General features: G+C 73.4%; 12 protein-coding genes. 10 read left to right on the plus strand and 2 right to left on the minus strand.

Translation table 11 applies throughout. The annotated features are described in order from the left end of the window. Nucleotides 1-4 precede the first annotated feature (4 nt). Nucleotides 5-1,435: an alkaline phosphatase family protein gene (locus BUE29_RS17000; protein ID WP_073391930.1), complete on the minus strand. Its 1,431-nt coding sequence runs from the start codon at nucleotides 1,433-1,435 to the stop codon at nucleotides 5-7. A 153-nt stretch (nucleotides 1,436-1,588) separates the two neighbouring features. Here BUE29_RS17000 and BUE29_RS17005 point away from each other — a divergent pair, with 153 nt between their 5' ends. The 4 genes from BUE29_RS17005 to BUE29_RS17020 all read left to right on the plus strand — a co-directional run bounded on the left by BUE29_RS17005 (nucleotide 1,589) and on the right by BUE29_RS17020 (nucleotide 4,912). After that, entirely contained in the window at nucleotides 1,589-2,305 is a 717-nt protein-coding gene (locus BUE29_RS17005) for a demethylmenaquinone methyltransferase (protein ID WP_073391643.1), read from the plus strand. 126 nt (nucleotides 2,306-2,431) lie between these two features. After that, nucleotides 2,432-2,692, plus strand: a complete 261-nt coding sequence (locus BUE29_RS17010) for a hypothetical protein (RefSeq protein WP_073391644.1) — start codon at nucleotides 2,432-2,434, stop codon at nucleotides 2,690-2,692. Beyond that, nucleotides 2,689-3,942 (plus strand): cupin domain-containing protein, encoded by a 1,254-nt coding sequence (locus BUE29_RS17015; RefSeq protein ID WP_073391645.1) that lies wholly within the window; start codon nucleotides 2,689-2,691, stop codon nucleotides 3,940-3,942. The genes BUE29_RS17010 and BUE29_RS17015 overlap by 4 nt, the downstream gene beginning before the upstream one ends. 13 nt (nucleotides 3,943-3,955) lie before the next feature. Further along, nucleotides 3,956-4,912, plus strand: coding sequence for a sucrase ferredoxin (locus BUE29_RS17020; RefSeq protein ID WP_073391646.1), 957 nt, complete (start codon nucleotides 3,956-3,958; stop codon nucleotides 4,910-4,912). 11 nt (nucleotides 4,913-4,923) lie between these two features. Here BUE29_RS17020 and BUE29_RS17025 read toward each other — a convergent pair whose 3' ends face one another. Next, on the minus strand, nucleotides 4,924-5,484 hold the full coding sequence (locus BUE29_RS17025; RefSeq protein WP_073391647.1) for an inorganic diphosphatase: 561 nt from the start codon (nucleotides 5,482-5,484) through the stop codon (nucleotides 4,924-4,926). Nucleotides 5,485-5,595: 111 nt separating this feature from the next. On the opposite strand from BUE29_RS17025, the gene dacB reads away from it, so the two are divergent. From dacB to folE, 6 genes are all read left to right on the plus strand, one after another. Further along, the gene (dacB, locus tag BUE29_RS17030; protein WP_159440890.1) at nucleotides 5,596-6,975 is read left to right on the plus strand and encodes a D-alanyl-D-alanine carboxypeptidase/D-alanyl-D-alanine endopeptidase; all 1,380 of its coding nucleotides are present in this window, start codon (nucleotides 5,596-5,598) and stop codon (nucleotides 6,973-6,975) included. 87 nt (nucleotides 6,976-7,062) lie between these two features. Further along, nucleotides 7,063-8,124, plus strand: coding sequence for a zinc-dependent metalloprotease (locus BUE29_RS17035; protein WP_073391649.1), 1,062 nt, complete (start codon nucleotides 7,063-7,065; stop codon nucleotides 8,122-8,124). Nucleotides 8,125-8,308: 184 nt separating this feature from the next. Further along, the gene (gene tilS, locus BUE29_RS17040; protein WP_073391650.1) at nucleotides 8,309-9,268 is read left to right on the plus strand and encodes a tRNA lysidine(34) synthetase TilS; all 960 of its coding nucleotides are present in this window, start codon (nucleotides 8,309-8,311) and stop codon (nucleotides 9,266-9,268) included. A gap of 9 nt (nucleotides 9,269-9,277) precedes the next feature. Continuing rightward, nucleotides 9,278-9,826 carry a hypoxanthine phosphoribosyltransferase gene (gene hpt / locus BUE29_RS17045; protein WP_073391651.1) on the plus strand — a complete coding sequence of 183 codons (549 nt, stop codon included), beginning with the start codon at nucleotides 9,278-9,280 and terminating at the stop codon, nucleotides 9,824-9,826. 119 nt (nucleotides 9,827-9,945) lie between these two features. Beyond that, nucleotides 9,946-12,039: an ATP-dependent zinc metalloprotease FtsH gene (gene ftsH / locus BUE29_RS17050; RefSeq protein WP_084181331.1), complete on the plus strand. Its 2,094-nt coding sequence runs from the start codon at nucleotides 9,946-9,948 to the stop codon at nucleotides 12,037-12,039. After that, nucleotides 12,036-12,623, plus strand: coding sequence for a GTP cyclohydrolase I FolE (gene folE, locus BUE29_RS17055; RefSeq protein WP_073391652.1), 588 nt, complete (start codon nucleotides 12,036-12,038; stop codon nucleotides 12,621-12,623). Before ftsH ends, folE begins: the two co-directional genes overlap by 4 nt. Nucleotides 12,624-12,631: the final 8 nt, after the last annotated feature.

Raw genomic sequence — 12,631 nt, forward strand, 5'->3', positions numbered from 1 at the left:
CCGGTCACACGTGGGGGCGGTGCCCCCGCTCCTGGTGCGGACGGCGCTGACGCGCGCCCGGGAGCTCCGGGGCGGGACTCGTCGCCACCTCGTCCTGTGCCTTCGCCAGCTGCGCCGCGGTGTCGGGCAGCCGCGGTGGGCGTCGCGTCGCGTCGCGCAGTCGGAGTGCCGAGGTCAGGTCACCGAAGGTGCGACGTCGCCACGCGCTGATGTTCGGCTCGCGCACGCCGGTGACCTGCTCGAGCAGCTGCAGGACCGAGGTGTGGTCGAAGGGCTCGCTCGCGACCCAACCGCCGGCCGTCCAGGGCGAGACGAGGATGCACGGCACGCGGAACCCGCCGCCGACCGGTAGCCCGTCGACGAACTCGTCGGGCGTGCCGGGGCGCGGCGTCGGCGGCACGACGTGGTCGAACAGGCCGTCGTTCTCGTCGTAGTCGAGGACGAACAGCGTCTTGGCCCAGACGTCGCGGTTCGCCGCGATGGCGGCGATCTGGCGGGCGACGAAGTCGGCGCCGGCCGCCGGCAGCTCGGCCGGGTGCTCGGACTGACCGTGGCCGGGCACGAGCCAGGAGACCGTCGGCAGCCGGTCGTGCGCGGCGTCGTAGGCGAACTGGCCGGGGTCGACGGCCTTGACGCCACGGTCGTACAGCGGCGTGCCCGGGGCAGCCTGCTGGAACGCTCGGAAGTTCGGCAGCATGTTGTACGCCTTCATGCCGGCCTCGTCGCCGTAGACCTGCCAGCTGACCCCGGCACGTTGCAGGCGTTCGGCGTACGTCGTCCAGGTGTACGGCCCGTGGGGCAGCGTGTTCGCCAGGATCGGCCCGCCCGCGTCGCCGTTCGGGTCGTTCGTGCCGCTCATCCAGAACAGCCGGTTCGGCCACGTCGGGCCCATCACCGAGCAGTGGTAGTGGTCGCAGATCGTGAACGCGTCGGCGAGGGCGAACTGGAACGGGATGTCGTCGCGCTCGTAGTAGCCCATCACGTACGGGCCGTTCGCCTTGTCGGCCGCGCGGTGCGCGGGCAGCCAGTTGTCCATTCGACCGCCGTTCCACGCCGCGTGCTGCACCGCCCAGGCGTGGCTCGTGGACGGGATGGCCTGCGCGCTCGTGTGCTCGGTGTCGAGGTGGAAGGGCAGCAGGTAGCCGTCGGGGTTGACCGCGTCGGGCTGGTGGAACACGTCCCGGCCGGTCGCGAGCCGGATCGCGTCCCGGTCGTCGAAGCCGGCGACGCCGGACAACGTGCCGTAGTAGTGGTCGAAGGATCGGTTCTCCTGCATGAGCAGGACGACGTGCTCGATGTCGCGCAGCCGTGGCCGCCGGGTCGGCGTCGTGGCGAGCGCCTGCTGCACGCTCCGGGGCAGCACGCCCATCGCGGCGCCGGCGCCGGCGGTCGCGGCGGCGGTACCGAGGAATCGGCGGCGGGTCAGGTCGGGCATCACGAACTCCTGCTGGTCGGCACGGGGTCGGCCGCGGCGTCGACGCCGCCGGTCGGTGACGGCCCGACCATTCCGGGCAAGAGCGACGGACCGTCGCCAATGCTGTGAATAGCACCTGAATCCTCCGCGCAACGCGGATGACAGACTGGCCCGATGAGCCGCGCCAGCCTCGACAAGCAACCCGTCGAGGTCGCCCGGATGTTCGACGGCGTGGCCCGGCGCTACGACCTGACCAACACCGTGCTGTCCTTCGGCCTCGACCGGCGATGGCGACGCCGAACCCGGCAGTGCCTCGAGCTCACCGACGGGCAGCGCGTGCTCGACCTTGCCGCCGGGACCGGCGTCTCCACCGTGGAGCTCGCCCGCGGTGGCGCGCGAGCGATCGCCTGCGACTTCTCGCTGGGCATGCTGCGCGCGGGTCGCGCCCGCGGCGATCGCCGCGACCGCGTGCCCTTCGTCGCCGGCGACGCCACCCGGCTGCCCTTCGGCGACGACGCGTTCGACGCCGCCGTCATCAGCTTCGGGCTGCGCAACGTCGTCGACGTGCCGGCGGCGCTGCGCGAGCTGGCCCGCGTGGTGCGCCCTGGGGGCCGACTGGTCATCTGCGAGTTCAGCCGGCCCACGTGGCGGCCCTTCCGCGTCGTCTACCTGAACTACCTGATGCGCGCGCTGCCGTGGATCGCCGGCACGGTGTCGTCCAACGGCGAGGCCTACGTCTACCTCGCCGAGTCGATCCGCGCGTGGCCGGCCCAGCAGGAGCTCGCTGCACTCGTCGCCGGCAACGGCTGGCGCGACGTCCGCTGGCGCAACCAGACCGGCGGCATCGTCAGCCTGCACCTGGCCACGAAAGGCCCCGCCCGTCGCGCGTGACGCCCCGGTCGCCCGGGGGCGCGGCGAGCCCGGTTAGGGCGGCGGATGCCAGGGGTAGCGCAGTGGTGAGGCGACGGCGCCGCGGTCGGAGTGGCGCCGGTCCGCCGCAACCCGAGAGGACGGACGATGAGTCTCGACGACGACGACATCCTGACCAGTGACGGCGGCGCGGACGGCGGCGCGGACGGCGGTGCCGACGGTGGTGCCGACTCCGGTGACGGCGGCGCGGACGGCCCGGCGACGGGCGGCCCCGAGGGCCCGGCCGACAGCGGTGACGGCGGCGCGGACGGCCCGGCGACCGGCGGCCCCGAGGGCCCGGCCGACAGCGGTGACGGCGGCGCGGACGGCCCGGCGACCGGCGGCCCCGAGGGCCCGGCGGACAGCTGAGCGTGGCCCACGCCATCGAGGCGACCGGCGGTGCGGGGGGCGCTGCGCTCACGCGCTGCGTCTCCTGCACCGCCGATGTCTTCGCCCGCGAGTACTGGGGCCGCGCCCCGCTGCTCAGTCGTGCCGCCGAACTGCGCGGTAGCTTCACCGACCTGCTCGACACCGCCGCGGTCGACGAGCTGGTGTCCGAGCGCGGTCTGCGCACCCCCTTCCTGCGCATGGCCAAGGAAGGCGCCGTCCTCAACGCCGGGACGTTCACTCGCGGCGGCGGGGCCGGTGCGACCGTCACCGACCTGGCTGCCGACGACAAGGTGCTCGCCCAGCTCGGCGACGGCGCGACCCTCGTCCTGCAGGCGCTGCACCGCAGCTGGCCGCCGCTGGTCGAGTTCGGCTCGCGGCTGGCTGACGAGCTCGGTCACCCCGTCCAGGTCAACGCCTACGTCACCCCGCCGCAGAACCAGGGTTTCGCGGCCCACTACGACGTCCACGACGTCTTCGTGCTCCAGGTGTCCGGCCGCAAGAAGTGGACGATCCACGCGCCGGTCGTCGACTCGCCGCTGGACAACCAGCCCTGGGACAAGCGCAAGGACGCCGTCGCCGCGCGCACGGCCGACGAGCCGGTGATCGACACGGTGATCGAGCCGGGCGACGCGCTCTACCTCCCGCGCGGCACGATCCACTCGGCGGCTGCGCTCGGCGAGACCTCGATCCACCTCACCGTGGGCGTGCACCCGCTGACCCGCTACCACCTCGTCAAGCACCTGCTCGCCGCCGTCCAGGAGGATCCGGCGCTGCGGACGTCGCTGCCCGTCGGCGTCGACCTCGCCGACCCCGACGTCCTCGCCGACGAGCTGAGCGCGACGCTCGCGGCCCTGCATCGCGCGCTCGACGCGCAACCCGTGGCCGCGGCCGCCGAGCACGTCGGCACGAACCTGATGCAACGCACCCGCCCCGAGGCCCTCGCTCCGTTGGCGCAGCTGACGGCCGCGGCGTCGCTCACCGCCGCCACGCCGGTACGGCGGCGGGCGGGGCTGCGGATCCGGGTCCGGCGCGACGCCGACGGCGCGACCGCCCTCGTCCTGCTCGACCGCACGGTCACGGTCCCGGCGGCCGCCGCCGACGCGGTGAAGACCGTCCTGACCGGTGCGGCGTTCACCCCGGCCGAGCTGCCCGGACTCGACGACGACGGCCGGCTCGCGCTCGTCCGCCGGTTGCTGCGCGACGGCGTTCTCGTTCCGGCGGGCAGCTGACACACTGACCGTCGTGAACCCGCGGGACCATCACCCGCCGCGGCCTCGCGAGACCCCGGACCGGTGCGCGCTGCGCTCGCAGCTGCGCGACGACCCGATGATCGGCACGGCGTTCCCGGCGGCGCGGCTGCTGCTCGTCGAGCAGCCCGGGCCGTGGGGGCGGCAGGGCCTCGCCGACTCCCACTTCGACCGATCCGTCGCGGCGCAGCTGCAGGCACGGCTCGGGCGGTCGGGGGTCCGCGTGCAGGCCATCCGTCGCCCCGGCCGCACGCCGGTGGGCACGGTGCGCCGCTGGGCCGTCGTCGACACCCGCGACGAACACGAGTCGCTGTGGTGGGGCAGCTACGTCCACGACGCGGAGCTGCTCGAGCTCGACCCCGACGACCCGGCCGGCGCCGGCGGTGTCGCCGACGACGATCCGGTCTACCTCGTCTGCGCCCACAGCCGCCACGACGCGTGCTGCGCCCTGCGGGGCCGGCCGGTGGCGGCGGCGTTCGAGGCGCTGCGTCCCGGCCGGGTGTGGGAGAGCAGCCACCTGGGCGGCGACCGCTTCGCCGCGAACGTGCTCGTCCTGCCGCTCGGCCTGCAGTACGGCCGGGTGCTGCCGTTCGCGGCGGCCGAGTTCGTCGCGGCGGCCGAGGCCGGCGAGGTCATCGGTGCCCTGCTGCGGGGACGCATCGGACTGCCGCCGGCGGGGCAAACGGCGCTCGCCCACGCCCACGAGGAACTCGCGCTGCGCCGCCGCCGCGACCTGCAGGTGATCCACGTGCCGGCACCGGTCGACGGCGTCGCGGTCGTGCGGCTGCGCAGTCCGCGCGGCGACGTGGACGTCACCGTCCGCGTCGAGGTCGTCGAGGCGACCGGGCTGACGTGCAGCAACCCACGGCCGAGCAGCTTCGCCGGCTACCGGCCCGTCGCCATCGACCCCGTCCCGGGCCGGCCGGCCGAGCTGGTCGAGCGGGACTCGTAACCGGCCGGGGCCTACTGCTCGCGGCGGTTCTCGACCGGGGTCTGGTCGTCGGAGTCGGACACCTCGGCCTCGTGGGCGTCCTCGTGCGGCGACTCGGCCAGCCGCGTGCGGGAACGGTCGATCTCGGCCTCGGCCTCGCGACGGTTCACCCAGTTGGCGCCCTCGACGCTCTTGCCCGGCTCCAGCTCCTTGTAGACCTCGAAGAAGTGCTGGATCTCGAGACGGTCGAACTCCGGGAGGTGGTGGATGTCGCGCAGGTGCTCCAGGCGCGGGTCCGCGGTGGGGACGGCGAGCACCTTGTCGTCGCCGCCCTTCTCGTCGGTCATGCGGAACATGCCGATCGCCCGGCAGCGGACGAGGACGCCCGGGAACAGCGGGTCCCCGTGCACGAGCACCAGCGCGTCCAGCGGATCGCCGTCCTCGCCGAGCGTGTCCTCGATGAAGCCGTAGTCGGCCGGGTACTGGGTCGAGGTGAACAGCGTCCGGTCGAGGCGCATGCGGCCGGTCTCGTGGTCGACCTCGTACTTGTTGCGGCTGCCACGGGGGATCTCGATGAGGACGTCGAACTCCACTGCTGTACTCCTTCGGCACGGGCGGGTCGGGGCCGGTCGGGCTGACGGCGGGACGACGTCGGGCCGCCACGCTGGCCGCTGACGCCGGGTCACCGCCTAGTGTGGCGCATCGTGGCCCGGCACCGTCTGCGCACGTCAGCTCTCGTGCTGCTCGTCATCGTGCTCGCCGCCGCGGCGGCCGCGGCCGGCTTCCTCGTCACCGACCACCTGCGCAGGCCGCAGCCGACCGCGCAACAGCGGTCGGTGCCGACACCGTCGGCCTACGCCGGTGCGGACGCGGCGCCACGGGCGGCGGCCGCGACGACCACGCCGGTGCCGTCCCGCGCCGCGATCGCGACGGCGCTCCGACCGGCACTGCGCGCCGCCGGTCTCGGCCCGCGGGTGCTCGCGCAGGTCGTCGACGCCCGCACCGGCAGCACGCTGCTCGACCGGTCCGGCGGCACCGGTGCCGCGCCCGCGTCCACGCTCAAGCTGACGACGGCGGCCGCCGTGCTGGCCGTGCACGCGGCGACCGACCGCATCCGCACCGTGGCGCGCAGCGACGGGCGGGGCACGCTCGTGCTCGTCGGCGCCGGTGACCCGACGTTGAGCGCGGCCGGGGCGGGCGAGCGACCCCGTTACGCGGGCGCGGCGCGCCTCGCCGACCTCGCCGCCCAGGTGCGCCGCGCCAAGGTGTCGGTGCGCCGGATCGTGGTCGACGACAGCGCGTACCGGGGGGCGACCGTCTCGCCCGACTGGGCCGCCGAGGACGTCCCCAGCGAGTACGGCGCGGCCATCACCCCGCTGCTGGCCGACGGCGGACGCGCCGACCCCGACGACGACGTCCGCAGCGCCACCCCCGACGTCGCCGCCGGCAAGGCCTTCGCCCGGCTGCTCGGCCGATCCTCGCTGCCGGTGACCAGGACGGCGACCACGACCGCCACCGGCCGCGTCGTGGCCGCGGTGCGTTCCGCGCCGATCGCCACGCTGGTCGAGCAGATGCTGCTGCAGTCGGACAACGTGATCGCCGAGAGCCTGGCGCGCCAGGTCGCCCGCTCGCAGCACGCGACGGCCTCGTTCCCCGGGGCGGCGGCGGCCGTGCGCGCGGTGCTGCGGGACCGGCTCGGCGTCGACATCGGCGGCGGCCTGCGCGACGGCAGCGGGCTCGCCCCGGCCGACCGGATCAGCCCCGCCGCGCTCACCGCACTGCTGCATGCAGTCGTCCGCTCGTCGAACCAGGGTGTGCGCGGCATCACCGGCGCCCTGCCGGTCGCGGCCTGGTCGGGCTCGCTCGCCCCCCGCTACCTCTCCGGGGCGAGCCGGGCCGGGGCCGGCCTCGTCCGCGCCAAGACCGGCACGCTCACCGGCGTCTCCACCCTCGCCGGACTCGTCCACACGCCCCGGGGTGGACTCGTCGCGTTCGCCGTGTTCGCCGACCGCAACGACGACACCGCCGCGGCGCAGGCGGCCCTCGACGCCCTCGTCGCCCGGCTCGCCACCTGCCGCTGCTGACCCGACCGCTTTTTGGCGGCTGAGCGCAGCATGCTGCGCTCAGCCGCCAAAAGCGCGCGGTTCGCGAGGCGTGGGTAGCGTGTACCCATGCCCCAGGACGGCTCCGGCTCGCTCATCGACTGGAACCTCGCCGTCCGCGCCGGCAAGCGGTTCAGCCCCGCGTCCCCCGACGTCTCGCGCCGCGAGGCCGACGACGCGGTCGACGAGCTGTACCGCGCCACGGCGCAGGCGGCCGACGTCGTCGCCGAGCTGACCCACCTGCACGAGCCGCCGGTCACCGCCGTCACGCGGGTCATCGACCGGCCGGCGTGGATCGAGACCAACGCCGCCGGGATGCGCAACGTGATGGCGCCGGTCGTCGAGCGCCTGACCGAGGACAACCCGGTGGGCAAGGTGGCCGAACGCGTGGGCGGCCGGCTGACCGGCATCCAGGTCGGCGTCGTGCTGGGATTCCTGTCCGGCAAGGTTCTCGGGCAGTTCGAGTTCTTCGAACGCGCCGGCGGCCAGCTGCTGCTCGTGGCGCCGAACCTGGTCGCGGTCGAGCGGCAGCTCAAGGTCGATCCCCACGACTTCCGCCTCTGGGTCTGCCTGCACGAGGTCACCCACCGCGTCCAGTTCACCGCCGTGCCGTGGTTGCGCCGGCACATGCTCGACGAGATCGACGCGCTCAGCGCGAGCATCGACACCGACCCGGCCGAGATGCGTCGCCGGCTCTCCGGCGCGGTCGGCGAGCTCGTCAAGGTGGTCCGCGGCCAGGGCAACGGTGCCGGCGTGCTCGCCGTCCTCGCGACGCCCGAGCAGCGCGCCGTCCTCGAGCGGGTCACCGCGTTCATGTCGCTCGTCGAGGGTCATGCGGAGTACGTGATGAACGCGGTCTCCCCGACCGTCATCCCGAGCCAGCAGGTCATCGAGAACCGCTTCGCGACGCGGCGTCGGCGCGGCGGGAACCCCCTCGACCGGCTGCTGCGCCGCGTGCTGGGCATGGAGGCCAAGACCCGCCAGTACATCGACGGCTCGGCCTTCGTGCGCACCGTCGTCGACCGCATCGGCGTCGACGACTTCAACGCGATCTGGACGTCGCGCGAGACCCTGCCAACCCGGGCCGAGATCACCGACCCCGAGTTGTGGATCGCCCGCGTCCACGCGTGACCGGCGGCCCCAACTCAGTGATCGACATCCGTTTCTCGTTGCCGGGGCGACGGTATGCGGATGTCGATCACCGGGCCCGGCCCGCGGCGATCGGTGATCGACATCCGTTTCTCGTTGTCGGGGCGACGGTAGGTGGATGTGGATCACCGGGACGGGGCGGGCGTTGCGCCCTTCGGGCCGGTAGCTGATGGGGCCGACGTCGGCGGTGGCAGCGGTGCGGGCCGCGGTGCGCGCCGCGCTGGGTGACGACCGGACGCCGGTGCTGGTCGCGTGCTCCGGTGGCGCCGACTCGATCGCGCTCGCCGCCGCGACCGCGTTCGTCGCGCCGCGGCTCGGGCTCTGCGCCGGCATGATCACCGTCGACCACGGCCTGCAGCCCGGGTCGGCCGAGCGGGCGCGACGGGTGGCGGCGTGGGGCTTCGAGCTCGGCCTGGACCCGGTCCAGGCGGCGACGGTCACGGTGGCGGCGTCCGGCGGTCCGGAGGCCGCCGCCCGCGACGCGCGGTACGCCGCCCTCGACGCCGCGGCCGAGACCCTGGACGCCCGACTGCTGCTCGGCCACACCCTCGACGACCAGGCCGAGACCGTGCTGCTCGGCCTCGGCCGCGGCTCCGGTCCGCGCTCGCTGGCCGGGATGCGGCCCGCGGCGGGACGCCGGCTGCGGCCCCTGCTCGCGGTGCGCCGCGCGACGACCCGGCAGGCCTGCGCCGACCTCGACCTGCCGGTGTGGGACGACCCCCACAACACCGATCCCGCGTTCCGCCGCGCCCGGCTGCGGCACGAGGCGCTGCCGGTGCTCGAGGACGTCCTCGGTGGCGGCGTGGCCGAGGCGCTCGCCCGCACCGCGACGCTGCTGCGCGCCGACCTCGACGCGCTGGACGCCGGGGCCGCCGGGTACCCGGTGGACGCGACGCTCGACGTCGGCCCGCTTGCCGATCTGCCCGCCGCCCTGCGCAGCCGCGTGCTCCGGCGCTGGGCCACGGCGGCGGGGGCGGGGCCGCTGAGCGCCGAACGGACGGCCGCCCTCGACACGCTGGTCACCGACTGGCGCGGCCAGGGACCGATCGAGCTGCCGGGCGGCGTCCGCGTCCGACGGGCGTCTGGAACACTCGGCGTCGTGAGCGACGATTCGCGCGAGGCGTGACCCCGATCCATGAGTGAACTCGACGCAGACATCGAGCAGACCCTCATCTCCACCGAGCAGATCCGCGAGAAGATCGGCGAGCTCGCCGCGCAGATCGACGCCGACTACGCCGATCGCGAGCCCATGCTCGTCGGCGTGCTCAAGGGCGCGGCCATGTTCATGTCCGACCTCGCCCGGGCGCTGGAGCGGCCGTCCACCATGGAGTTCATGGCCGTGAGCTCCTACGGCAGCGGCACGCAGAGCAGCGGGGTCGTCCGCATCCTCAAGGATCTCGACCGCGACATCGCCGACCAGGACGTCCTCATCGTCGAGGACATCATCGACTCCGGCCTGACGCTGTCGTGGCTGCTGAAGAACCTGCGCAGCCGCCATCCCCGCTCGATCCGCATCGTGACCCTGCTGCGCAAGCCCGACGCGCTCAAGGTGGACATCTCCGTCGACTACGTGGGCTTCGACATCCCCAACGAGTTCGTCGTGGGGTACGGCCTCGACTACGCCGAGCGCTACCGCGACCTGCCCTACATCGGCCGCCTCAGGCCCGCGGTCTACGGGGGCTGACGTGTACCGTCGGGGGCTCAGGAGGGCCGGAATCACGGCGGTGGGCTGACCGCCCAGGCCCTCGTCAGCCGTCCAGTCGTCGGAAGGAACGCGAACGGCCCGCCGTTCGTGGTAACGATATGAATCGCAGGCGCATTCTCCGGTCGTGGTGGCTCTGGGCCATCGTGATCATCTTCGGCTTCGTCGTGCTGCCGAACATCCTCTCCGGCGGCGACGACTACCACGGCGTCAACACCTCCGACGCGCTGAAGCAGGTCTCGGCCGGCAACGTCGTTAAGGTCGTCATCGATGACAAGGCGCAGATGATCAAGCTCGACCTCAAGAGCGGCGACCGGTTCCAGGGCAAGTACACCAAGATCAGCGCCCAGTACCCGTCCGGCGCGGCCGACGAGGTCTACAACACGCTGAGTGCCGCGTCCGCAAAGAGCGACGGCCTGAGCTTTCGCACCTACGTCGCCAAGGACAACACCTGGCTGTCGCTGCTGTTCAGCCTGCTGCCGTTCCTGCTCATCTTCGGCGTGCTGTTCTTCGTCATGAGCCAGGTGCAGGGCGGCGGCAACCGGGTCATGAGCTTCGGCAAGAGCAAGGCCAAGCTCGTCAGCAAGGACACGCCGAAGACCACGTTCGCCGACGTGGCCGGGGCCGACGAGGCCATCCAGGAGCTCGACGAGATCAAGGAGTTCCTGGCCAACCCAGCCAAGTTCCAGGCGATCGGCGCCAAAATCCCGAAGGGCGTCCTGCTCTACGGCCCGCCCGGCACCGGCAAGACGCTGCTCGCCCGCGCGGTCGCCGGCGAGGCGGGCGTGCCGTTCTACTCCATCTCGGGCTCCGACTTCGTCGAGATGTTCGTCGGCGTCGGCGCGAGCCGCGTCCGCGACCTGTTCGAGCAGGCCAAGTCGAACGCGCCGGCCATCATCTTCGTGGACGAGATCGACGCCGTCGGTCGCCATCGCGGCGCCGGCATGGGCGGTGGCCACGACGAGCGCGAGCAGACGCTGAACCAGATGCTCGTCGAGATGGACGGCTTCGACGTCAAGGGCGGCGTGATCATGATCGCCGCGACGAACCGTCCCGACATCCTCGACCCCGCGCTGCTGCGCCCGGGCCGCTTCGACCGCCAGATCGCCGTCGGCGCCCCCGACGTTATCGGTCGCGAGGCGGTGCTGAAGGTGCACGCCAAGGGCAAGCCGTTCGCCGCCGACGTCGACCTCGGCGTCATCGCGCGCCGCACGCCGGGCTTCACCGGGGCCGACCTCGCCAACGTCATCAACGAGGCCGCGCTGCTCACCGCACGCAACAACGGCCGGCTCATCACGCTCGCCGCGCTCGAGGAGTCGATCGATCGCGTCATCGCCGGCCCCGAGCGCAAGACGCGGGCCATGAGCGACAAGGAGAAGCGGGTCACCGCCTACCACGAGGCGGGCCACGCGCTGACCGCGTGGGCGATGCCGAACCTCGACCCGGTGCACAAGGTGACGATCCTGCCGCGCGGCCGGTCGCTGGGGCACACCCTGGTGCTCCCGCTCGAGGACCGTTACACCCAGACGCGCGCGGAGATCCTCGACCAGCTCGTCTACGCCCTCGGCGGTCGCGCGGCCGAGGAGCTCGTCTTCCACGAGCCGACGACCGGGGCCTCCAACGACATCGAGAAGGCCACGAAGCTGGCGCGCGCGATGGTCACCGAGTACGGCATGAGCACCAAGCTGGGCGCGGTGAAGTACGGCACCGGCGACGCCGAGCCGTTCATGGGACGCGACTACGGCAGCCAGCGCGACTACTCCGAGGACATCGCGGCCGACATCGACGCCGAGGTCCGCGACCTGATCGAGGGCGCGCACGACGAGGCGTGGGAGATCTTGCAGCAGTACCGCGACGCGCTGGACGCGATGGTGCTCGAGCTCGTCGAGAAGGAGACGCTGTCCAAGGACGACCTGGAGCGGATCCTCGAGCCGGTGCGCAAGCGGCCGCCGCACAACACGTTCACCGCCTTCGGCAAGCGCACGCCGAGCGACCGGCCCCCGGTCGACATCCCGCCGTCGCTGCGCAAGCACGCGGTGAACGGCTCGGCCAACGGCAACGGCGCCAACGGCGCGAACGGCGCCCAGCCCGGCGTCACGCCCGAACCGGTGACGCCGCAGCCGCCGGCCTCGGGCGGCGGGTACTTCGGGCCGCCGCCCACCGGCGGTGAGTACGGGGGTCCCCCGCGGCCGTGAGCGACAGCGAGTTGCTCGGCATCGACGTCGAGCGGGCCGAGGCCGCGGTGCGCGAGCTGCTCATCGCGATCGGGGAGGATCCCGACCGGGAGGGTCTGCGCAAGACGCCGGCACGGGTGGCACGCGCGTGCGCCGAGGTGTTCGGCGGGCTGAACGCCGAGCCGTCCGACGTGCTGGAGACCACGTTCGACGAGGACCACGACGAGCTCGTGCTGGTCAAGGACATCCCGATCTTCTCGACCTGTGAGCACCACCTGCTGCCGTGGCACGGCACCGCGGCGATCGGCTACATCCCGGGTGCGGACGGTCGGATCACCGGGCTGTCGAAGCTGGCCCGGCTCGTCGACCTCTACGCGCGCCGGCCGCAGGTGCAGGAGCGGCTGACCAGCCAGGTGGCGGACGCGCTGGCCTCCCGACTGCAGCCCCAGGGCGTCATCGTGGTGATCCAGGCCGAGCACCTGTGCATGTCGATGCGCGGCATCCGCAAACCGGGGTCGCAGACGATGACCTCGGCCGTCCGCGGCATCTTCAAGGGCGATCCACGCACGCGCTCCGAGGCGTTGAGCCTGATCCTGGGGCACTGAGCCGTGGG

It is taken from the genome of Jatrophihabitans endophyticus, from assembly GCF_900129455.1.
GTDB lineage: Bacteria > Actinomycetota > Actinomycetes > Mycobacteriales > Jatrophihabitantaceae > Jatrophihabitans > Jatrophihabitans endophyticus.

Coding starts and splice junctions, on each gene's coding strand:
- BUE29_RS17000 (WP_073391930.1), bottom strand. CDS start 1,435: ATGCCCGACCTGACCCGCCGCCGATTCCTCGGTACCGCCGCCGCGACC.
- BUE29_RS17005 (WP_073391643.1), top strand. CDS start 1,589: ATGAGCCGCGCCAGCCTCGACAAGCAACCCGTCGAGGTCGCCCGGATG.
- BUE29_RS17010 (WP_073391644.1), top strand. CDS start 2,432: ATGAGTCTCGACGACGACGACATCCTGACCAGTGACGGCGGCGCGGAC.
- BUE29_RS17035 (WP_073391649.1), top strand. CDS start 7,063: ATGCCCCAGGACGGCTCCGGCTCGCTCATCGACTGGAACCTCGCCGTC.
- hpt (WP_073391651.1), top strand. CDS start 9,278: ATGAGTGAACTCGACGCAGACATCGAGCAGACCCTCATCTCCACCGAG.
- ftsH (WP_084181331.1), top strand. CDS start 9,946: ATGAATCGCAGGCGCATTCTCCGGTCGTGGTGGCTCTGGGCCATCGTG.